The sequence below is a fragment of the Azospirillum sp. UENF 111221 genome (genome assembly GCF_058780625.1).
Genome location: NZ_JBSNCH010000005.1, coordinates 617,510 through 638,849, shown reverse-complemented (window position 1 = coordinate 638,849; position 21,340 = coordinate 617,510). Strand labels below are relative to the sequence as shown.

Below are 21,340 nucleotides of genomic sequence, written 5' to 3'. Positions count from 1 at the left end.
TGGGTGTGTCCGCATGAGCTTGCCGGCGCAGATACCGCTCGATCTAGGGCACCGGACGGCGATGGGCTGCGAGGATTTCCTTGTCGCACCCAGCAACGCCGATGCTGTGGCGTGGCTGGACCGCTGGCCATCCTGGCCCGCCCCGGCACTGACGCTGTACGGACCCGCGGGTTGCGGCAAGACCCACCTGTCACAGGTCTGGCGCGCCCGCAGCCATGCCCTGGTGACCCGCGGCGATGCCCTCGATACGGCTGTCGTCCCGTCCCTGCTGGTGCCTGCCAACGCCGTGGTCGTCGAGGATGCCGACATGGTCGCCGGCCGACCGGAGCGGGAAGAGGCATTGTTCCACCTGTACAACCTCGCCCGTGAACAACAGGGCCATCTTCTGCTTCTGTCGCGCAAGGCGCCGTCGCGTTGGCGGACGACGCTTCCCGACCTGCGGTCGCGCATCAAGGGCGCGCCGGCGGTCGAGGTCCGGGCGCCCGACGACGCGCTGCTCGCCGCGGTGTTGGTCAAGCTGTTCGCCGACCGCCAGTTGCGGCCGGGGATGGAAGTCGTCACTTATCTGCTGGCACGGATGGAGCGGTCGCTCGATTTTGCCCGCCGTCTGGTGGCGGCGCTGGACCATGCGTCGCTGGCCGCCCATCGTGGCGTGACCGTGCCTTTGGCGCGGGAAGTCCTTTCGGACCTGCAACGGATGGAACCGCAACGATCCGGTTCCAAAACGACCCTCTGACACCGACAAGGGAAGAGACGATCATGGATTTGGGTATCGCCGGCCGCCGCGCCATCGTCTGCGCCGCCAGCAAGGGGCTGGGCCGCGCCTGCGCCTTCGCGCTGGCCCGCGAGGGCGTGCATGTCACCCTGACCGCCCGCAGTGCCGATGCGCTGGAGGCGACCGCCGAGGAGATCCGCAAGGCGACCGGCGTTACGGTCACCACCGCCGCCGGAGACATCTCGACGGAGGAGGGGCGGGCCGCGGCGCTCGCCGCCTGCCCGGAGCCGGACATCCTGATCAACAATGCCGGCGGTCCGCCGCCCGGCGACTTTCATGACTGGGACCGCGAGGACTGGATCCGCGCGCTGGACGCCAACATGCTGACGCCGATCTTCCTGATCAAGGCGACGGTGGACGGCATGATGTCCCGGGGGTTCGGCCGGATCGTCAACATTACCTCGGCCGCCGTCAAGGCGCCGATCCCGATTCTGGGCCTGTCGAACGGTGCCCGCACCGGCCTGACCGGCTTCGTCGCCGGCCTGTCGCGCCAGACGGTGAAGCACAACGTCACCATCAACAACTTGCTGCCCGGTCCCTTTGAAACCGACCGCCTGCGCAAGACGATGGAAGGCGGTGCGAAGGCCGGCGGACGCAGCATCGACGAAGAGATGGAACTGCGGCGCAAGTCGAATCCCTCCGGCCGATTCGGCGATCCGGAGGAATTCGGGGCTGCCTGTGCCTTTCTTTGTGCCGCAAGCTCCGGTTTCATGACCGGACAGAACATCCTTCTGGATGGTGGAGCCTTCCCCGGCACGATGTAACCTGCGGTATTGGAAGACGGGACGCCGCCGCGTCTCAAGTTTGTCTCTCCAATTCGCAATAAAATCCGCCCATCGTCACAGGCCATTAAGAAACGGCGACGGGAAGGGGAGCTCGAGCATCGGCTCGGGCGCCGCTTCCCCGGTCCGCCGGTCGGCAAAACGCGGCAGTGCCGCGGCGACCGGACAACGGCTTTTGCGAGCCACTGGCACAGGAACGATGAGCATGCAGCAGAGTGTGGCGGCCCCCGCGGTCTACACCGACCTTGGCCGCGTCATGGAAAGCATCACCCGGCGCTTCCTCGACGTGCTTCGGATGGAACTGGCCCGCATCGGTGTGACCGACCTCAGCCCGACACAGGCGCTGATGCTGCTGCACATAGGCACCGAGGAGCTGTCGGTCCGCGACCTGCTGGAGCGCGGCTACTATCTGGGCTCCAACGCGTCTTACAATCTGAAGCATCTGGTGGAGGCGGGCTATGTCGACCGCAGCCCGTCCCAGCGCGACCGGCGGGCCGCCCGGCTCAAGCTCTCCGCCCAGGGGCTGGCCGCCTGCGAAGCGCTGAAGAAGCTGGAAGCGACGCGCGCAGATACGCTGCTGCGCACCGACAGCGACGGTGCCGACTTCGAAACCACCTATCGCACGCTGCGCAGGCTGGAGCGCGCTTGGACCGATCTGATCCGCTACGACGATGCCGATCCGGGCTGACAGATTCCTGCATTCGACACGTAACTTTCTAACCACCTGTCCGTTCGATCTGTGTCCGGAATGGAACATTGGAGTCCGTAACGGGAACATAGGCAGAACTAGCCGGTTGCCGTTCTTCGTCCGTTCTGATAGCTCTATTGGAACAAGACGCGAACAACGGAGGTTGGCATGTCGGTTCTGGCTTTCCTGCGCGAATGCATGACCCTCGCCTTTTTCCTGGCGGTGCTCTACGGCTGGGCCACGGTCGGGCCGATTCTGATCGGCTGAGGTTGGCCGGGATGCGCCCGTGGGTTTCGGGGGCGCATCCCTTCGGAAGAGGTCCCCAAAGGGGGAATGCCGCGTCGGTATTATATCCGAAATCCCAGCCCACCCCGGCCGGCGCAGCGCTTACATCGGGAACACGCGGACCCGTCCCCGGCCCATTCGAGAAGCCGAAAGGGGGGCGGTTCCGCGAACGCCGACAACGCGTGGGGATTGGGACGGATGCGGAATTTCTTTCGAAAGCGTCGTTCGGCCGCTGTGGCCGACGAGCGCATGCCGGCCGCCGGTGGCGGCCTTGGATTTAACCCGCTGACCGGCGGACCGGGCATGGGCGGTCCCGGCGTTGCGGGGCCTGGGATGGGCAATGCCGGGGCCGGTGGCCTCTCCAACGGACCGGGATTTGCCCGGCCCGGTGGGGCTCACCTGCGTCCGGTGGACGGAAACATGGGTGGCGGCATCGGCACCGGCATCGGTGCCCGTGCCGGATTCGACACGATGCGCGGTCCGGCCGCGCCGCGGCTGCCCGACATCATCGACAACGAGGCCACCGGCGACCGCCGCGGCCACATGTTCCCGCAGCCGGGCGGCAGGGATGCCGAGGGCGAGCACGACCTGCCGCGCTTTACGATGTCCGTCAACGGCGGCTATCGCGGCGGCATGGGCGCCAATGCGCCGGCCATGCTGAAGGGCCTGACGCCGGAGCTGAACGGCCTTCTGCGCGAAGCCTTCACGCCGACCCGGCCGAAGCAACAACTGAACGGTCTGTTCATCGGCCGCAACGACACGCTGCGCCGCATCATCTCGGCCATCGAAGAGGAGCGGGCGCACGTCATCCTCTATGGCGACCGCGGCCGCGGAAAGACCTCCGTCGCCAACGCGATCGAAAAGATCGCGGGGCAGGCAGGCTATCTGTCGCTGAAGCTGACCTGCAGCGGAGAACTGAGTTTCGAGGACATCTTCAGGCACTTCCTGAAGAAAATCCCGTCGACCTACTACCGTTCCGCGCTCGACAATCCGTTCGCGGCGCGGCGCAACTTCGCCAGCCTGAACGAGCTGCTGCCGGACGGCACCTTCAGCGTCACCGAGCTGAACGAGGTTCTGTCGGGCATCCACGCCACCCATGTGCTGCTGATCCTGGACGAGTACGACCGCGTCCAGGACGAGGATTTCCGCAACAAGCTGGCGGAGCTGTTCAAAAACCTGACCGACAGCTCGATCCCGGTCACCCTGCTGGTGGTCGGCGTCGCCGAGAATCTCGACCAGCTGCTGGGTAAGCATCCGTCGATCCAGCGCTCGCTTGTTCCGGTTCATCTGCCGCTGATGACCGATCAGGAGATCGGCCGCCTGATCCAGGCCGGTGCGCAGAATGCCGGCATCGAGTTCGCCCCCGACGTCGTGCGGCGGATCGCCGAGTTCGTGCGCGGCCTGCCGTACTACGCCCAGCTTCTCGGCCTGCATGCGGCGCGCAGCGCCGTCAGCCGCGGAAGCAAGCTGGTGGAGCGGCCGGATCTGGCCTATGCCGTCGCCCGCTGCCTGCAGGAAGCCGAGCGCGGCATTGTCGAAAGCTATGCCCGTGCGCTGGCTGCCGACCGCCGGGCCGAGCTGGAGGATGCATTGCTGGCTGCGGCGCTGTGTCCGGCCGATGCCTATGGCGTGTTCGATCCCAAGGACTTGGCTGGTGACAGCGGAGAATTGCCGAGCGCCTCGACGCTCGACCTGCTGAAGCGCCTGACGCGTGAGGACCATGGCGGCGTCCTGGCCCCGGTGGTCGAGCCAGGAATGGAGCGCTACCGCTTCCGCAACCAGATGATGCGCCAATATGTCCTGATGCGTCAGGCCAGCGAGCGCGGCCAGATCTGATCCATCCCCGATCAGGCCGTCCTTCGGCCCTTCCCCGGCGACGGGGGAGGGCCACTCTTTCATGGTGGACCCTTTTGCATGGCGGGTCTTTTGGCAGGCGGTGGGGCGTTACAGGAACGCCGCCCGCCGCTGGCCGCTGGCCTTCTGCCACGCCCACTCGACCACGACGCTCAGCAGACGCTCAAGCGACGGCTTCACCTCTGCCGCCAGTGTCGGGCGGAAGTGATAAGGGGAGGCCTCGTCCATATAGGTCGACTGGGTCAGTTCGAGCTGGATGGCGTGGATGTTCTCTTCCGGCTGGCCATAGCTGCGGATGATGAAACCGCCGCGCAGACGGCCGTTCAGCGCGGCTGAATAGCGCTCCGATGCCGAAAGCACGTTCATCAGCCGGACGACCAGCGGCTGGGCGGCGCTGCTGCCCTCGCCGGTGCCGAGGTTGAAGTCGGGCAGGGTGCCGTCGAAGAAGCGTGGAACCGCGCTGCGCACCGAATGGGCGTCGAACAGGATCGCCACGCCATAGCGGTCGCGCAAGGCGCGCAGCTCGCTGCGCATCTGCTCATGATACGGACGCCAATAGGCGCCGACCCGCCGGTCGATCTCCGCACGGCCGGGTTCCAGTCCCGGTCGATAGATCGGTGCGCGGTCGAACGTCGTCAGGGGACAGATTTCGGTGGGATCCTGCCCCGGATGCGGCACGACGCCGTCGGGATCGCGGTTGAGGTCCACCACATAGCGCGAGCAGAGCGCCGTCAGGAAACCGATTCCGAGTGCGGGTGCGAAGTGGTACAACCGGTCCAGATGACGGTCGACGTCGGGCTGCGCCAGTCCCTCCGGCGTCATCGTTGCGGCGATGTCCGGCGGAATCATGGTCCCGACATGCGGAATGCTGAGCAGGACCGGGGTTTCGCCCGGCTGGAAGCGGAAGGTTTCCATGGCTCGTCTCGTCATCGGAACGGCTTGCGCCACACTGTGTGCAGTGCGGCAGGGCCAGCGGTGGGACTATGACGGGCGGTGCCGCACCCCGTCAAACAGATTGCGTTTTTTTGAAAGAGTCGGGATGCCGGTGCGGTGGAAACCTATCCTTACGCGTTCCATTTCCTGCTGCGCCCGGCAGAATTGCCGGTTGACCTTGAGCTGCGCTTGCCGGAGACTTTCGCGCAATCGGCGACCGCCCGGCAGAAGGCGTCGCCCCGCACCGGACAAAGCTGTTCCTCGGATAGTTCCCAGGCGACCGGACAAAAGACTTCGACAACATACGGCGCCCCGATTTCGCAGCCCCGGTGACGAAGCAACGCAGCAGGGGAGAAGCGACCATGACCACCGCCACCCGTCTTGGCACGGCCATGCCCGGCCGGCGCCAGTTTTTGTTGCCGCTTGCGCTTGCCCCCATTGCCGGCTGGGCCGTTTGGGCTGCCGGGACGCCGGAGGCGCCGAGCCATCCCGCCAGTCCCTTCCATCTGCCGCTGGACAAGTCAACCGCGATCTGGCGCGACCTGGGCGCCGTGCGGATGGGCGGTCTGGCCGGCGATCCGCAATTTCCGGTGAAGGTATCGGCGTTGGACGGCCGTCCGGTCACCGTGCGCGGTTTCATGGTGCCGCTGACCGACGGAGCCAGCCACAACCGCTTCATTCTGTCCGCCAATCCGATGGGCTGTCCCGCCTGCGAAAGCCCCGGACCGGCGACCATGATGCATGTCCACACATCCATCGCCCTGCCGGCGACGCGGGAACCGCTGACCCTGACCGGAACATTGCGGCTGCGCCCGCAGGAGGGATTGTTCTATCGTCTGGACCGTGCCGAGCAGCGCTGGGCCTGACCCAGGCGGCCGATTTCCGCGAGGGGCGGCCATGACGGTGGCCGCCGCACGGATGGGCGCGCTGTCGATGGCGGCAGCCCTGCTTCTGTATGGCGGCCTCAGCGTGCCGGCGCCGCCGGCACTGCGAGGGGCGGAACTGTCCATCGGCCTTCTGATCCTGCTGTCGATCGGTTGGAAATGGCCGCTGGCGGTGGCGAGCGGCCATGCGCTGCGGACGCCCCCCGGCGCTGGATGGATGTCGTCCGGCATGGAATGGATGCCGGTGGCAGTTGCGGCATTCGCCTGGCTGCTGTGGGTGCCGCTGCTGCGCGGGGCGGCGCTGGGGTCGGACCCGGTCGATATCCTTCGCGACGTCGTGCCCCTCTTGTACCTGTTTCTTCCCGTGCTTCTGGTGCCGGCGTTGCGCGCCGCGGGGCGGACCGCCGTGCGGGCCTTGATCGGTGGGCTTGCCATTGCCGGCCTGCTGCTGGCCTTGCGCTGGTGGCGGCAGGCGGATTGGGGTTTCGGCGCCATCGGACAGCGGGCAATGGCCGATGGTGGCGCCTATCTGCTCAATGCGCCTGCGGTGCTGTTCGCCGCCGTGGTGCTGCCGGCTACGGCCTTGTCGCTGGTCGGCATCGGCGGCCGGTTCCGCTGGTGGCTTGCCGCGATCCCCGGTGCCGTCGGCGGGGCTCTCTGCCTTTCCGCGCTGGCCGGAGCGGTCCACCGCACCGCGCTGGGACTGGCGCTGCTGTCGCTGGCGCTGATCGCCCTGTGGTGGGCACGGCGGCAGGCGTGGCTGGCCCTGCCTCTGCTGATCGGTCTGGGGTTGGCGGTCGCCGTCGGTGGGGATGCATTGTTCGGTGCGTGGCAGCAGGCGGCGGAGAAGACGCGGCTGACCGGAATCAATGCCCGGTGGGAAGAGGCGGCGGCGGTGATCGAGCATGCCGTCGCCTCTCCCTGGGTGCTGCTGTTCGGCGACGGCTGGGGCGCGCGGATCGCCAACCCGGCGGTCGGCGGCTGGCGGGTCAGCTATACCCACACGCTGGCGAGCTACAGCCTGCTGAAGACCGGACTGTGCGGCATGATGGCGCTGGCGGCCTATCTTGGCGCGCTGGTCAGGCCCTGGTGCGGTCTGCTGGCTGCCGATCCGCCGCTGGCCCTGGCGGTGGTGCCTCCGCTGGCGATGGCGCTCTGCCTCCACACCAGCTTCAAGTACCTCGACACCGGCGTCATCCTGACGCTGATGCTTTTGGCGGCCGAGTGCAGGAAGGGGTTGTCTGATCCGTAGAGGATCTTCATACTTTCGCGTGTAATTCATGCTTCGGTGCGCCGTGCCGCTCGACCAACCGTCCATCATTTTCGTCAACCGGGTGTTCCCGCCTGACCGCGGGGCGACCGGCCGTTGCCTGTCGGATTTGTCCGCGCGGATCGCGGCTGCCGGCTGGCGGGTGACGGTGGTGACGGATGGCGAGCAGGGCAGCGTTGAGGTGCCGAACCGCGCCGTTCCGGACGGGGTCACGCTTGTCCGCACCGGCCGCGGGGTAAGGAAGGGTGAGCGGCCCGACACGCGCGCCTATCTCGATTCGCTTTGCCGAACTCACGGCTCGGGCTCTGCGCCTGCCGCGCCACGACCTCGTCGTCACGATGACCGATCCGCCGATGCTGGCGCTGGCCGGTCCGGTTCTGGCTGCGCGCCATGGTGCGGCGTCGCTGCACTGGTGCCAGGATCTTTACCCGGACCTTCTTCCGGTGCTGGGCGTGCGGATGCCGGAACTGCTCCTCCGCGTCGCCGGGGATGGCATGGCGCGGGCATTGCGGCGGCAGGATGGGGTGATCGCGATCGGCCGCTGCATGCGCGAACGCATCGTCGCATCCGGCGTGGCTGCGGATCGCGTGACCCTGTTGCCGAACTGGCCCGATCCGGCAATCCGTCCCCTGGAGAAGGCCGGCAACAGCCTCCGCCGCTCACTGGGTTTGACGGAGGGGGACGGACGCTTTCTGGTGGCCTATTCCGGAACGTTGGGCCTTGCCCATCCGATGGACGGCGTGCTGGAGGCGGCGGCCCGGCTGCAGCACAGCGATCCATCCGTGATTTTCCTGCTGGTCGGCGAGGGCAGGGGATTCGCCGCGGTGGAAGAGGCCGCACGCCTCACGGGTTTGCGCAACCTGCACCGGCTTCCCTGGCAGCCCGCCGACCGGCTGGCGGAGTGTCTGTCCGCCGCCGACCTGCATCTGGTGGCGATGGACCCGGCGGCGCAGGGGCTTCTGGTGCCGAGCAAGCTGGCCGGGGTGCAGGCGGCCGGCCGGCCTTGCCTCTTCCTGGGACCAGAGGGAAGCGAGGCAGCGGCCCATATGGATGGATGCGGCATGGTGATCGACCCGTTCGATGGGGTCGCCATTGCCGAAGCCGTGCGCGCCTATGCCGCCGCCCCCGACCGCTGCACAGCGGAGGGGGCGTGCGCTGCCAGAAGGGCTGAAGCCTGGAGCGCCGACCGTGCCGCCGCGGCCTTCGTCGGGTTGGCCCAACGTCTGGTCGAGGCACGCCGCGCCGTCCGGCCCCTGTTGGGGAGGCCGTTGCCCCATGCCTGACGGCGTCATCGCCCCGCGTCACACCCAGCCTCGGCCGCATGCGATGACGCTCGCTCTGCCGATGGCCGGAGGGGAGGGTGATTTTCGCGGCTTCGTTCGCACCCTGCGGACCGGCTGGTGCTGGTTGCTCGGCGGTTGGTTGGGCGGTCTGGCGCTGGCGGTGGCGGCTCTGTGGCTGGTGGCGCCGGCTTACACCGCGGCAATGGTGATCGGACCGACGGCCCGGGTCGGCTCCGCCGCGATGGGGGCACGGGTGCCGACGCTCAACGGCCGTGACTCCGCCGGTGTTGCCGAGCCGGGGGCGGGAGATGAATCGCTGTCCGACTTCGCCCGCTATCTTGAGCTGTTCGGTTCGGGACCGGTGGCCGACCGTCTGGCTGCGGACCCGGCCATCCTGCGCGCCCTGTTTGCCGAGCGCTGGGACGCGGAGGCGGAGCGTTGGAGTCCGCCACCCGGACTGTTCCCGACGCTGAAGCGGGCATTGCTGGCGATGGTCGGCCGCGAGGATTGGGTTGAGCCGGACGGCGACCGCGTGGCGCGCGCCCTGCGTGATCGGCTGGTTGTCGACATGCTGCGGTCGGGTCCGATGCGGCGGATCACCTTCCGCCATCCCGACCGGGCGATTGCAGTGGAGTTGCTCGGGCGGATTGCCGCGGCCACCGACGCCCATCTGCGGGCGGAGGCGGCGCGGCGCAGTGCCGCCCAGATCGCCCATATCAAGCTTCGTCTCGGCGCCGTCACCGTGGCGGAACACCGGCAGGCGCTGAGCGACCTGCTGCTGGACCAGGAGCGGGTGGCGATGATGATCGGCGTCGATCTGCCCTTTGCCGCCGACATGATCCAGCCGCCGGCTGCCTCCACCCTGCCGGACTGGCCGAACCCGGCCGTGGTGATTCCGCTGGCCGGACTGGTCGGGCTTGTCGCCGCCGGATTCGCCCTGTCCGTCTCCCACGCCCTGCGGGAACGGACGACGGGGGTGGAGGCGGCGCCATGAGGATTTCCACCATGCCTGCGCCCGCCATGACCGCCATCCCGGTCTCCGTGGTGGTGATGACGCGCAACGAGGCTGCGAACCTGCCGCAGTGCCTGCCGCCGCTCGCCCGATTCGCCGAGTGTTTCGTGGTCGACAGCGGCAGCGATGACGGCACGCCGGACATCGCACGGTCACATGGCGCCCGCCTGATCCCCTTCCGCTGGAATGGCCGCTATCCCAAGAAGAAGCAGTGGTGCCTGGATACTCTGCCATTCGCCCATGACTGGGTTCTGTTCGTCGACGCCGACGAGCGGCTGACGGCGGAGCTGGTTGAGGAGATCGCCCGGCTGATGGCGGCTGGCCCTGCCTGCGCAGCATACTGGATCGACGGCAGGCCGGTCGTCCGCGGCCGGCGGCTGCGTTTCGGCTGCTGGAATCGCAAGCTTGCTCTGCTGGACCGTCGGCGCGCGCGCTTTCCCGATCAACCCGACCTGGATATCGCCGCGATGTGGGAGGTCGAGGGGCATTACCAGCCGCAGGTGTCCGGAACGACCGGCCGGCTTCGCCACCCGATGGACCATGAGGATGCCAAGCCGCTCTCGGCCTGGTTCGACCGCCACAACCGGTATTCCGACTGGGAGGCGGCGATTCGTGCCGACGGCCGGATGGAGCGGCTGATAACGGGTGAACCGGATGGCGGCTCCAGTGCCCCTCATAGCCTCCGCGCCCTTCTTGGCCGGCGTATGCAGAAGCGGCTTTTCCAGCGCCTGCCGGGCCGGCCGCTCTTGGCATTTCTGCATGCCTATGTGCTGCGCCTTGGCGTCCTCGATGGCGCAGCCGGGCTCGACCACGCGCTGGCGCGCGCGTTCTACTATTGGCAGGTCGGGCTCAAGATGCGGTCGGCGGCAATGGGACCGGGAGCGTTCGACCGTTTCCCGTCCATCCGCGCCGCTTCCGAGCCTGTCCGGACTGTCCGTCCGGCGGGCGACCCTTATTCTTCGAGCAGCGCGATCCGGTCGCCACCCAGCGCCTTCAGCAGGTCGAAGGTCCGCTTGCGCACGCCCGGATCCTCGATCCGGTAATAGGCGCGCACCAGTTCCAGCGTCTCGCGGCGGGCCATCAATTCGAACTCGTCCGTCTCGCTCATCGCTTCGGACGGAACTTCCGCGGCAATCTGGTCGGGCGACGGCATGTCGTCGAAGAAGTAGCTGACCGGCACACCGAGAACCTGGGAGAGGTTGTAAAGGCGGCTGGCGCTGATGCGGTTCGACCCACGCTCGTATTTCTGGAGCTGCTGGAAGGTGATCCCAACCGCTTCGCCCAGCTTTTCCTGGCTCAGGCCAAGCAGGGTCCGGCGAAGCCGCAAGCGGGCTCCGACATGGATGTCGATGGGGTTGGGACCTTCGCCGCGGCGCGACAGGGTGTGGGCGGGGGCGAGTTTGGTCTTGGTCGCGCTCATAAGTCGTACCTCAAAAGGAAAGCCAGAGGGAAGGCGCCGCGGGAATGCTTAGTTCAGAAAGTAAATTCTATGCAACCATTTGTGCGTATCAACGGTCCGTTTGGGTGGAAGGGGGAGGAAGAGTGCGAAAGACATTAAGTTTCAGGGCATCGGAAACGTAATTTCGCGTATAGAGCGGGAAGATGGTGGCGCAATGCCAGTGCGACTCGTCGAGCCAGGACGATCATTGCCGCGTGTGCGGCCCCATGGCCGAAATGCCGTTGTCGAATCGCTGTCTGCTCATGCCTGCCAGCGGTTGCGTCGCGCTGCGACAGGCCGCCGGCCGCGAACAGGCAGACCGGCCAGTGCAGCCGTTCGGCCCGTCCGCGCTTCAGCACCGACAAGGTGAAGTCATAATCGGCCGCGATCCGGTACCCGGAGTCGAAGCGCAGCCCTGCCAGTGCCGACACGGAGTAGATCATCGCCTGATGGTGGGTGAACATGCCCAGCGATGCCCAACGGTGGGAGCGGGCACGCTTCAGCAGGATACGTCCGTCACCCAGCCGCTCCAGCGCATCGCCATAGAGAAGGGCGCAGTCGGGATGCCGGGCAATCGCTTGCAAAAGCCGGATGCCGCTGTCCGGCTCCGCCAGCCGGTCGCCGGCATTCAGGAACAGCACATGGCTGCACCCCAGCCGGCCCGCGGCGGCGAGCGCATCGTTCATCGCATCGTACAGCCCCGAGTCGCGGGCTGAGCGCCACCACAGCGGGACATCGGCATGGTCCGCCAGCCACTCTGCCGTTCCATCGGTGGAGGCGCCATCGGCGACCAGCCAGACGATGCCGGGACCGAGCTGCCCGCGCAGGCTGTCATAGGTGTCGGCCAGTCCGGCGCGGTCGTTGCGGACCACGGTCAGCATGGCGAGTCGGAGCGGGGCGGGCGCCGTCATCGCGTGATCACCGAAATCGAGGCCGCCGTGATCGCCAATTGGCTCAGGATGTTGCCGATGGCCTTGGTGGCGTCCAGCCCGTCGAAGGGGCGGGGGTCGCGCGGCACCACCAGGATCGACCCGGGCGGGATAACGTCCACCCGATGGTTCCAGGAGGACAGCGCCAGCGGCCGTGCCCGTCCGTCCGGCAGAACCAGGAAGCTGCGACCGGTGTCGGCATCGCGGGTCGGGCCGCCCGCCTCGTTCAGGTAATCCTCGGCACCCTTGCCGCTGACGAACTGTGCCGCGGTCGGGTGAAGAACCTCGCCCGACACCGCCACGGTCAGCGGTCGTTTCGGGATCACGATCCGGTCATCGGGTTCCAGCAGCGGGTCGAGAGCCGGGCGGCTGCGCAGGACAGCCGGGTCCGCTTCCACCACCACGCGGCCGAGCGGTTCGGCTGCACGGAGCTGGGCGGCGAGCTGGCGGGCCAGTGCGACATTCTCCGCCTTCACCGGCTCGCCCTTCTCCACCTCCAGCGCCAGCGCGCGCTCCAGTTCACGCGCTTGCAGCTGGAACTGCTCCCTCTCGCGGCGGCGTTCGCTCTCGCGGGTCAGCACGGCCCCAGCCGGATAGGCATCGTCGATCAGGCCGCCGGCCCGCGCGATCAGGGAGGACAGCGTCTCACCGCGGCCGATGTCGTAGCGGCCGGGACGGCGCACCGCCCCTTCGATGGCGACCGCGCGGGCCTCCAGCGCCTGCGGGCGCGGGTTGATCCGCAGCGCATCTCCAGGGCCGATCCTGCGGGCGCCGTCGCGGGTCAGGTCGATGGCGCTACGCGTGCCGTTGGCGGCCGTCAGTTCCGCCACCGTGGGGTCGGCGTCGGTGGAGAGCCCGCCTGCCGCCGCGACCAAGGCCGCCAGCGGCGTGAGGTCGGCGACCGGATAGCCGCCGGGATCGCGCACGGCGCCACGCAGCTGGACGGTCCGCTCGCCAATCACCGCGACGATGGCCGGATCGAGTACCGCCGCCAGCATCGGCGGTTCGGACTCGTCGTCCGCCTTGCCGTCCGTCCTCGATTCGGCGGGCTTCACCAAGCCGCGGATGTCGTCGGCGGCGAACAGGTGAATGCGGTCTCCGTCGCTCATGGCACGGTCGGCGCGTCCGGCAGCCACCTCCTGTGGGGAGAAGGGCAGATAGACGCGGGTCAAGGTCCGCCGGTCATAGCGTTCGACGATGCCGAGCAGCGGATACACGTCCCGCTTCAGCGCCTTGCCCTCCGCCAGCGCCTGACGCAGCGTGGCACCGGCCGGCAAACGGCGGGTGCCGGGCCGGCGGACATGGCCGAGCAGCTCATAGTGAGGCGCTTCCGATTCGACGATGGTCTCGCGCGCGCCGGCGCTCTCCGGCCCATCGGCCACGGGATAGAAACCGGGCCGCGGCGCACCGGTAAGCCGCAGAACGGAATGGCGCAGGGCCAGCGGCAGCAGGTCCGGCACCGTTGCGAACAGGGGCGGGCAGGGTGTGCGGGAACCGGTCAGCGTGGCGGCGGCGCGCGCCTGCGGACCGGTGGCGAGGGGACCGGCCGGCTCCGCCGCCAGGATGCGGGCCAGCGCCACCAGACCGGGACAGGCATCCGGCGGCGGCTGGCGTTCGCCGCGCAGCAGAGCCAGCACCGCCTCCGACGTCAGGAAATCGACGTCGGCAGTCCCCAGGACATAGAGCGTGTCGCCGTCCGAAAGCTGTCGGCGGTCGCGTCCGTTCAGAACGGCCGACAGGTCGACCGGCCGCAGGCTGCGCGCCGCCGTCGTTGGGGCAGTGCTCTCCAGGGCGGCGAAGGGAAAATAGGCCGATGGGCCCAGGTCCGCACGGGAAAGCAGTCCGGGCAAGGATTTAACCCGGGTGAGCGCACGGGGGCCGGGACGCAGGACATGTCCGTCGAGCCGAACCTCGCCGCGGCGGTCTTCCCGTTCCGGCACGATCAACAGCAGGTCGCCGTCACCGAACCGCTTGGCGTCGGCGTCGGCGATCTCCTCCGCCGTTTCCTCGCCCGACGGCCCGATGCCGAATCGCACAAGCCGGCCGCGGCCGGGCCGCAGCGCGCCACCGGCAAGGTCGCGCATCTCCGACGCCGACAAGGGGCCGCCACCCGGCGGCAATTCATAAATGCCCGGCCGCTTCACCGGTCCGGCAATTGCGACGGTGGCGCCGAGCGGCGGGACGAACAGGCGGTCGCCGTCACGCACCGGCATATCCGCATTGCCGGTCGCACCGGCGATTTGCAGGGCATAGAGGTCGACCATGACCGCACCGCCGGACCGCATCAGCCTGACCGCGCGCAGGCTGCCGCCGCGATCCACGCCGCCGGCGGCCGACAGCGCATCGAGCACGGTGGCGAAGGCGCTGATCTCCTGCCGGCCGGGGCGGCGGACGGCGCCGGTGACCAGCACGCCGATCCGCCGCACCTCCGCCAGCGACGCGAAGGCATCGGTGCTGGGCCAGGTGGCGGCGACGGTGGCGGACAGGTCACGTCGCAGGACGTCCAGCGTCAGGCCGGCAGCCGTCAGCGGCCGCAGGTCGTCCACCACCAGCTGGCCGTTTCGGTCGACGGTGAAGCGTTTGCTGAAGGATTTCTGCCCGCGCAGGGTGACCAGGACGGTGTCGCCGGTGTTCAGGACATAGTCGCCCTGGATGGCGCCGGGCGCGGCCTCGGCCGTCGAATCCGCATCGGTTGCAGAAGCAAACAGGTCATAGCCGAATTGGCGCAACGGTTCTCCCGCACGTATGGAGAAGGCCGCCTCCAGGGGGGAGTCCGTCGATGCCGGCTGAGGACGCGGCAATAGTGGATCGCTCCGCGCAGGCCCGGCGGCCGACACGGCGCACGCCCACAGAATCAACGCCGACCCGGGCGCAATTCGGGCGAATATCCTGCACGCAGCAGCCAACATGGATGTCCAACAACCCCAGCAATCACCCGCACAGCGCGAGTGATCGACGCTGAACACTATCGCGTGCAATAGGCCGAATGGCAATGGCCTGCGTCCGGGGCGCCATGCAAAAGGGTGGCATCCATGGATGGCGGGGCGGCGCTATGATGAGGCCGCCTTCCGCCGGTCCGAACCTTTCCGGGGCGGCGAAACAGTCAAGAAAGTCAACGGCGTGATCGTCATCCACAGCGAAGAGCACCGGCTGCAGGCCGGCCGGTCCGAACTCAACGACGGCCAACTCGTTCCCTGTTACGAGAAGCCCGCGCGTGCCGACATCGTCCGGGCGCGGATTGAGGCGGTCGGGCTGGGGCCGGTCGTGGAGCCCACCCGTCACGGCATCGACCCGCTGGAACGGGTGCATGACGCCGGCTACCTCGGCTTTCTCCGGACCGCCTGGGACGATTGGGTGGCGGAGCATGGTGCCGACATCGACGCGCTGCCGCTGAACTGGGTGGCGCCGGGAATGTCGCGGCGGCGGGTGCCCCGGTCCATCGACGGGCGGCTCGGCTTCTACTCTTTCGATGCGGGGACGCCGATCACCGCGGGCACGTGGCGGGCCGCGACATCCGCAGCCGACAGCGCACTGACAGGCGCCGACCGGCTGCGGGCCGGTGACCGCAGCGCCTTTGCGCTGTGCCGTCCCCCGGCCACCATGCCGGCCACGCCTTCTACGGCGGCTATTGCTTCCTGAACAACGCGGCCATCGCGGCGCAATCCCTGCGTGACGGCGGGGCTGCGCGCGTGGCGGTGCTGGACGTCGATTATCACCATGGCAACGGCACCCAGGAGATCTTCTGGGAGCGCGGCGATGTGCTGTTCTTGTCGATCCATGCCGATCCGGCCGACGAGTTCCCCTATTTCTGCGGTCATGCCGATGAGACCGGGGCAGGCGCCGGGGAAGGTGCCAACCTGAACCTGACGCTGCCCTGGGGGACCGACTGGAACGGCTACGCCCAGGCGCTGGCCGTCGCGGCGGCATGCATCCGCGAGTTCGGCGCCGACGCGCTGGTGCTGTCGCTGGGTGCGGACACCTATGGCGGCGACCCGATTTCCCGCTTCCGCCTGTTGTCGGAGGATTTCCTGCGCATGGGCGCCGCCATCGCCGGAATCGGCCTGCCGACCCTGTTCGTGCTGGAAGGCGGCTATGCCGTCGACGATCTGGGCGTCAATGTCGCCAATGTCCTGACCGGCTTCGAGCAGAACTGAGGCAGCGGGACGGCTGCGGGGATGGTCATACCGTTGCCGGTGCGGACGAATCGTCCTAAATTGATGGGAAGTTCGGCATCTGAGTGAGGATGCGGGCGGTGGCTGCCGACCTTTCCATCTCCAGCCCGTCGATCGGACCCTATTCCACCCCGCGCAGCGTACCGCTGCGGCGGGATGGGAAGGGCGCATCCGGTGCTCAAGCATCCGGCACTCAGGATGGCGAGAGCGGCTCCGCCGACAGCGTCACCCTGTCCGACGCAGCCCGGCAGCAGGTCCAGAAACTCAAGCAGGCCGACACCAGCGTCCGCCAGCATGAGGCGGCGCATCAGGCGGCAGGCGGTGCCCATGCCGGCGGCGCCTCCTTCACCTTCACCCGCGGTCCGGACGGCAAGAACTACGCCACCGCGGGCGAGGTGCCGATCGATGTCAGCGCCGAATCGGAACCGGCGGCCACCGTCGCCAAGATGGAGCAGGTCAAGGCCGCGGCGCTCGCTCCGGCCGATCCCTCGCCTCAGGATTTGCGAGTCGCTGCACAGGCCGATGCGGCGAAGCTGCAAGCCCAATCGGAACAGCGCCAGCAAGGTGGCGATACGGCATCCGCACGCGCTGCCGCCGCCTATGGCGCGGTACAGGGGCTCGGCAATGCCGGACGCAATTCGGGAACGGCGAGGGGGCTGACGGTCTGACGCCGCTGCGGCCGGTGCCGGTCGCCAGTGTCAGCTCCCCTCTCGACCGGTCAGCGACGCGGGTTCGTTTCGCCGTCCAGCGTCAGCAGGGCGCCATACAGCTCTGGCCGGCGGTCGCGGAAGACGCCCCAGGAGGCACGCTGCGCCGCGATGCGGTCGAGGTCGAAGCTGGCGGTCAGGACCGTCCGGCTCTCGCGGTCGGCCTGCGCCACGATCTCCCCCTGCGGGCCAGCGATGAAGGACGAGCCATAGAAGGTCAGCGCGCAGCTTTCCCCCTGCTCAACCCCAACTCGGTTGGAGGCCACGAGCGGCATCAGGTTGGCGCCGGCATGGCCCTGCATCACCCTGGTCCAATGGCCCTGGCTGTCGATGGAGGAGTCCTGCGGTTCCGATCCGATGGCGGTGGGGTAGAGCAGGATCTCCGCCCCTTTCAGCGCCATGACACGCGCCGTCTCCGGGAACCATTGGTCCCAGCAGATGGCGCAGCCGACCGTGGCGTAGCGGGTCTTGAACACCTGGATGCCGCTGTCGCCGGGGCTGAAATAGAACTTTTCCTGATAGCCGGGACCGTCGGGAATGTGGGACTTGCGATAGATGCCCAGCAGGCTGCCGTCGGCATCGACCATGGCCATCGAGTTGTAATAGGCGTTGCGGGCCCTCTCGAAGAAGCTGATGGGGATGACCACCGACAGCTCCCGCGCAAGGGCTTGCATCCGTTCGATCACCGGGTGACCGTCGGCCGGCGCAGCCAGTTCGAACAACGATTGCTTCTGGTCCTTGCAGAAATAGGGGGTCTCGAACAGCTCCTGCGGCAGGATGATCTGCGCGCCCATGGCGGCAGCCTCGCGAATCAGCGATTCGACGCCATCGACGTTGGCGGCACGGTCCCAGCTGCAGGCCATCTGGGTGGCGGCGACGGTGACGGTACGGGACGAAGGGGCGGTTGGCGAAGCGGTCATTGCGGGCTCACGGCTCCTGTAACGGGCGGTTCGGGGCTTGTGTGACCAAAGGTCGCGGCAGTTGCAAGTGGTCGGAAGGAAATTATCAACAATTTAGCGAAATATTCATTTAACGCTCTGGTGCTGTACGAATTGCCAAATAAAAACGATCCAATTGGCAATGATCATATCGATCATCATATGCGGATATGGTGTCTACCGACGGCACCAAAAAGATGGACGTGACACAAGTCGGCCATGCGAAGAGTCGGTGAATGTGTTCTGCTTACTCCGCCGGTGATTTGGATGACCAAAACCGACATATCATTGCATGCCGGTGACAGGTGGCTGCGCAATTGATTTGCGCTTTGCACACAACACGTTATGATTGGATGACGCAGCCATGCCCACTCGTGTCAAGGTGGTGTTACCAGACAGGCATGGACCCGGTGGATGCACTGCGGCGGCGTCGCCTCGACAGGCGGCTGTCCGTCCAATGCAGCCGGCGGGCTGGGGTGGCTGTGGGCACGGGAACGACGGCAGAGAGATTGTCGGTATGGAGGCGTCTGTCAAGGGGTGGGAGTCGGAACGCCCCGGCGAGTCGGAAGACGCGGCCGGTTCGGCCGACGGTGCTTTATCGTTCGTCGTCCGGGACGTGAATCGCGCCTTCGCCCGCGCCCTCCAGACACGCATCGCGCGGTCGGGGGTCAGCATGGGGCAATGGTTCTTTCTGCGTGCCCTGTGGGAAGAGGACGGATTGACCCAGCGGGAGCTAAGTCACCGCGTGGGCATGATGGAGCCGACCACGGTCACCGCGGTCAACGTGATGGAGAGCCAGGGGCTGGTTCAGCGCGTGCGCAACAGCCATGACCGCCGCAAGATGAACGTCTTTCTGACCGACAAGGGCCGGGCCCTGCGTCAGACCATGATGCCCAGCGCGTCGGAGATCGCCCAGATCGCCATCGACGGCATTGCGCCGGCAGATCTGGACCTGACTCTGGAGGTTCTGCGCCGTGTCGGCGCCAACCTCAACGCCGCCTGTGCGGCTGCCCGTGACGGCGAAGACGGCGGCGGACGGGACGAGAGGTAGCGCTCGGCCGCTTCGGACCTCCGCTCCCTCCGTCCCGTTTCAGTCGATCTCGGAACACCTGCCCGGAGCGGCCGTCCTTTCGATCAGCCGCCTCTCGGGTCAATCGTCGTCCGGGTCCGGTGGCGGCGGCAGGCTGGCACCCGTCAGGTTGGCACCGGTGAATTTCGCGTCGCGGATGTTGGCGTCGCTCAGGATCGCCCCGGTCAGGTTGGCGTTGCTGAAATCGCAGTCGGACAGATTGGCCCCGCGCAGATTGGTACGGACGCAGGAACTGCCGGTCAGCTTTGCACCGGTCAGGTTCGCCGCCCACAGGCGACCGGTCGGCTGGCCATCCGGTCCCTTTATATCGACCCAGCCGACTCCTGCCCCGTCCAGCCGGATCCCGGTCATGTTGGCGCCGCGCAGATTGGCGCCGTCCAGGATCGCTCCGCTGAAATCGGCGCCGTCCAGCACCGCTTCGGAGATGTCGCACATGATCAGCAGCGCCTCGCGCATCTTGGCGCCGCTGAGATTGGCCCGCTTCAGATTGGCGCCCGACAGGTTGACCCCCGTCAGGTCGATGTGGCTGAGGTCGGCAGCGGTCAGGTCGGCCCTGGCGCCCATTGTCCCATTGGTGTTGATCCAGGTGTAATGGCTGTGCAGCGCTTGCTGGATCTGGACCGAGAAATTATCGGCCGACCGCGCCAGATTGGCGCCGGTGGTGTCGGCTCCGGCCAGATCGGCACCCTCCAGCTTCGCCCCCTGGAGGTCGGCGTTGCGCAGGTTGGCTCCGGCCAGCATGGCGCCGGTCAGGTTGGCGTCGCGCAGCACCGCTCCCTGCAAATTCACGCCCGACAGGTTGCTGCCGCGCAGGTCGGCGCGGGCGAGATTGCAGCTTTTCATGCTGGCGCGCATCAGCGTGGCGCCGGTCAGCAGCGCACCCTCGCAATCGGCGCCATTCATCGACACGTCGGTCAGGTCGGCGCCCGACAGGTTGGCGTTGTTCAGGGACGCATCGTCGAAATCCGTGCCCGACAGGTCGGAGCGGACGAAATCGAGCCCCTTGCCATTCTTGCCGCCATGTCCGCCATACAGCAGGGCGCCGCCGCGCAGGTCGGCCTCCTTGAGGATCGCGCGCTTCAGCTTGGCACCACGCATATGGGCGCCGCGCAGGTCGGCGCGATAGAGGTTGCAGCCCGACAGGTCGGCCTTCGTCAGGTGCGCGGCGAACAGGTCGGCGGTGCTGAGATTGGCGTTCGACAGGTCGCAATGGGACAGGTTGGCGCCGGACAGCTTGCCCTGGGCCAGATTGACCCCGGACAGGTTCGACCCTTCCATGTTCGCCATGGTCAGGTTGGCGCGCGAACCGCCCGACTTGCTCTTCAGCCAGCGCTCGTGCTTTTCCAGCACGGCAACCAACTCGTGCGGTGTCATCGATCCTGTCCGGTCTGCATGGTTGCGTGGTCCATCGATAGACCAGTGTTCCGAAATAATCTATGCCAAAGGTTAATGCCGCTTCCAGTGCTGCGGTGGCTTGGCGTCGACGGCGTCAGGCCCCATCTGCGGGGCGCCGGGCGCGGAAACGCCGGTCGCAGCCAAGTGAGAACAAGGAGTTGGGGATTATGTCGGGTGGACACACGCTTGCTGCTTTCGATACCGAACTGGCGGCGCTGCGCAGCGCCATCGACCGCATGGGCATACTGGTGGAGCGGCAGGTCGGGCTGGCGCTCGATTCGCTGGCCGGCCCCGATGCCGATATCGCCGGCGAAGTGCTGAAAGGCGACGCCGAGATCGACCGGCTGGAGGCGGAGGTGGAGGCGATGACCGTCCGTCTGCTGGCCCTCCGCCAGCCGATGGCGAAGGATCTGCGCGAGATCGTCGCCGCTTTGAAGATCGCCTCCAACCTTGAGCGCATGGGCGATTTCGCCGGCTCGGTCGCCAAGCGCGCGGTCACGCTGTCGACCCTGCCGGTGGCTCCGCCGGTTGCCTCGCTGGTCCGCATGGGGCGGATGGTGCAGGCGATGATCGGCGACATGCGCCGCGCCTATACCGAACAGAATCCGGAGCTTGCCACCTCCGTCCGTGACCGCGACGGGGAGGTGGACGCCGCCTACACCGCGCTGTTCCGCGAGTTCCTGACCTACATGATGGAGACGCCGGCGCAGATCACCGGCTGCACCCACCTGCTGTTCGCCGCCAAGTCGATCGAGCGCATCGGCGACCATGCCACCAACGTGGCGGAGAACATCAGCTTCCTGGTCAAGGGCCGTCTGCCGTCGGACGAGCGCCGCAAGGAGGACCTCAGCAGCTACGCCGTCGCCCCGCCGCAGGATCGGGTGTGACAGGGAACGCTTGAAAGG

The 21,340-nt window shown here is 67.6% G+C and carries 18 protein-coding genes and 1 pseudogene; 13 read left to right on the top strand and 6 right to left on the bottom strand.

What is annotated here, in order from left to right; all coding sequences use genetic code 11:
* The first annotated feature begins 13 nt into the window (after positions 1–13).
* The 4 genes from ACWPN3_RS17395 to ACWPN3_RS17380 all read left to right on the top strand — a co-directional run bounded on the left by ACWPN3_RS17395 (position 14) and on the right by ACWPN3_RS17380 (position 4,366).
* Positions 14–736 carry an HdaA/DnaA family protein gene (locus tag ACWPN3_RS17395; protein WP_492240625.1) on the top strand — a complete coding sequence of 241 codons (723 nt, stop codon included), beginning with the start codon at positions 14–16 and terminating at the stop codon, positions 734–736.
* A 23-nt stretch (positions 737–759) separates the two neighbouring features.
* Positions 760–1,539, top strand: a complete 780-nt coding sequence (locus ACWPN3_RS17390) for an SDR family oxidoreductase (RefSeq protein ID WP_109446359.1) — start codon at positions 760–762, stop codon at positions 1,537–1,539.
* 223 nt (positions 1,540–1,762) lie between these two features.
* The gene (locus ACWPN3_RS17385; protein WP_492240624.1) at positions 1,763–2,245 is read left to right on the top strand and encodes a MarR family winged helix-turn-helix transcriptional regulator; all 483 of its coding nucleotides are present in this window, start codon (positions 1,763–1,765) and stop codon (positions 2,243–2,245) included.
* A 483-nt stretch (positions 2,246–2,728) separates the two neighbouring features.
* Entirely contained in the window at positions 2,729–4,366 is a 1,638-nt protein-coding gene (locus tag ACWPN3_RS17380; protein WP_492261622.1) for an ATP-binding protein, read from the top strand.
* 108 nt (positions 4,367–4,474) lie between these two features.
* Here the strand turns inward: ACWPN3_RS17380 and hutG are convergent, their stop codons facing one another.
* Positions 4,475–5,299, bottom strand: a complete 825-nt coding sequence (gene hutG / locus ACWPN3_RS17375; protein WP_109446355.1) for an N-formylglutamate deformylase — start codon at positions 5,297–5,299, stop codon at positions 4,475–4,477.
* Between the two features lie 380 nt (positions 5,300–5,679).
* Here hutG and ACWPN3_RS17370 point away from each other — a divergent pair, with 380 nt between their 5' ends.
* The 5 genes from ACWPN3_RS17370 to ACWPN3_RS17350 all read left to right on the top strand — a co-directional run bounded on the left by ACWPN3_RS17370 (position 5,680) and on the right by ACWPN3_RS17350 (position 10,809).
* Positions 5,680–6,183, top strand: coding sequence for a hypothetical protein (locus tag ACWPN3_RS17370; protein WP_492240622.1), 504 nt, complete (start codon positions 5,680–5,682; stop codon positions 6,181–6,183).
* Positions 6,184–6,214: 31 nt separating this feature from the next.
* Positions 6,215–7,453 carry a hypothetical protein gene (locus tag ACWPN3_RS17365; protein ID WP_492240621.1) on the top strand — a complete coding sequence of 413 codons (1,239 nt, stop codon included), beginning with the start codon at positions 6,215–6,217 and terminating at the stop codon, positions 7,451–7,453.
* Between the two features lie 263 nt (positions 7,454–7,716).
* Positions 7,717–8,754 carry a glycosyltransferase family 4 protein gene (locus ACWPN3_RS17360; protein WP_492261621.1) on the top strand — a complete coding sequence of 346 codons (1,038 nt, stop codon included), beginning with the start codon at positions 7,717–7,719 and terminating at the stop codon, positions 8,752–8,754.
* The gene (locus ACWPN3_RS17355) at positions 8,747–9,748 is read left to right on the top strand and encodes a hypothetical protein (RefSeq protein WP_492240619.1); all 1,002 of its coding nucleotides are present in this window, start codon (positions 8,747–8,749) and stop codon (positions 9,746–9,748) included. The genes ACWPN3_RS17360 and ACWPN3_RS17355 overlap by 8 nt, the downstream gene beginning before the upstream one ends.
* A gap of 11 nt (positions 9,749–9,759) precedes the next feature.
* Positions 9,760–10,809, top strand: coding sequence for a glycosyltransferase family 2 protein (locus ACWPN3_RS17350; protein ID WP_492261620.1), 1,050 nt, complete (start codon positions 9,760–9,762; stop codon positions 10,807–10,809).
* Here the strand turns inward: ACWPN3_RS17350 and ACWPN3_RS17345 are convergent.
* From ACWPN3_RS17345 to ACWPN3_RS17335, 3 genes are all read right to left on the bottom strand, one after another.
* On the bottom strand, positions 10,719–11,186 hold the full coding sequence (locus ACWPN3_RS17345) for a helix-turn-helix domain-containing protein (protein WP_492240617.1): 468 nt from the start codon (positions 11,184–11,186) through the stop codon (positions 10,719–10,721). The two genes, ACWPN3_RS17350 and ACWPN3_RS17345, sit on opposite strands and share 91 nt — an antisense overlap.
* Positions 11,187–11,320: 134 nt before the next feature.
* Positions 11,321–12,115, bottom strand: a complete 795-nt coding sequence (locus ACWPN3_RS17340; RefSeq protein ID WP_492261619.1) for a glycosyltransferase — start codon at positions 12,113–12,115, stop codon at positions 11,321–11,323.
* Entirely contained in the window at positions 12,112–14,862 is a 2,751-nt protein-coding gene (locus tag ACWPN3_RS17335) for a polysaccharide biosynthesis/export family protein (RefSeq protein ID WP_492261618.1), read from the bottom strand. The genes ACWPN3_RS17340 and ACWPN3_RS17335 overlap by 4 nt, the downstream gene beginning before the upstream one ends.
* 307 nt (positions 14,863–15,169) lie before the next feature.
* On the opposite strand from ACWPN3_RS17335, the pseudogene ACWPN3_RS17330 reads away from it, so the two are divergent.
* Positions 15,170–16,287 (top strand): annotated as a pseudogene (locus ACWPN3_RS17330) (histone deacetylase family protein).
* Between the two features lie 89 nt (positions 16,288–16,376).
* On the top strand, positions 16,377–16,973 hold the full coding sequence (locus tag ACWPN3_RS17325) for a putative metalloprotease CJM1_0395 family protein (RefSeq protein ID WP_492240615.1): 597 nt from the start codon (positions 16,377–16,379) through the stop codon (positions 16,971–16,973).
* A gap of 50 nt (positions 16,974–17,023) precedes the next feature.
* Here the strand turns inward: ACWPN3_RS17325 and aguB are convergent, their stop codons facing one another.
* Positions 17,024–17,932: an N-carbamoylputrescine amidase gene (gene aguB, locus ACWPN3_RS17320; protein ID WP_492240614.1), complete on the bottom strand. Its 909-nt coding sequence runs from the start codon at positions 17,930–17,932 to the stop codon at positions 17,024–17,026.
* Positions 17,933–18,467: 535 nt separating this feature from the next.
* Between aguB and ACWPN3_RS17315 the strand changes: the two genes are divergently transcribed.
* Positions 18,468–19,001, top strand: a complete 534-nt coding sequence (locus ACWPN3_RS17315; RefSeq protein WP_109446337.1) for a MarR family winged helix-turn-helix transcriptional regulator — start codon at positions 18,468–18,470, stop codon at positions 18,999–19,001.
* Positions 19,002–19,100: 99 nt separating this feature from the next.
* On the opposite strand, the gene ACWPN3_RS17310 is transcribed toward ACWPN3_RS17315, so the two are convergent.
* Positions 19,101–20,414 (bottom strand): pentapeptide repeat-containing protein, encoded by a 1,314-nt coding sequence (locus ACWPN3_RS17310; RefSeq protein WP_492240613.1) that lies wholly within the window; start codon positions 20,412–20,414, stop codon positions 19,101–19,103.
* A 188-nt stretch (positions 20,415–20,602) separates the two neighbouring features.
* Between ACWPN3_RS17310 and phoU the strand changes: the two genes are divergently transcribed.
* Positions 20,603–21,322 (top strand): phosphate signaling complex protein PhoU, encoded by a 720-nt coding sequence (gene phoU, locus ACWPN3_RS17305; protein WP_109452707.1) that lies wholly within the window; start codon positions 20,603–20,605, stop codon positions 21,320–21,322.
* Positions 21,323–21,340: the final 18 nt, after the last annotated feature.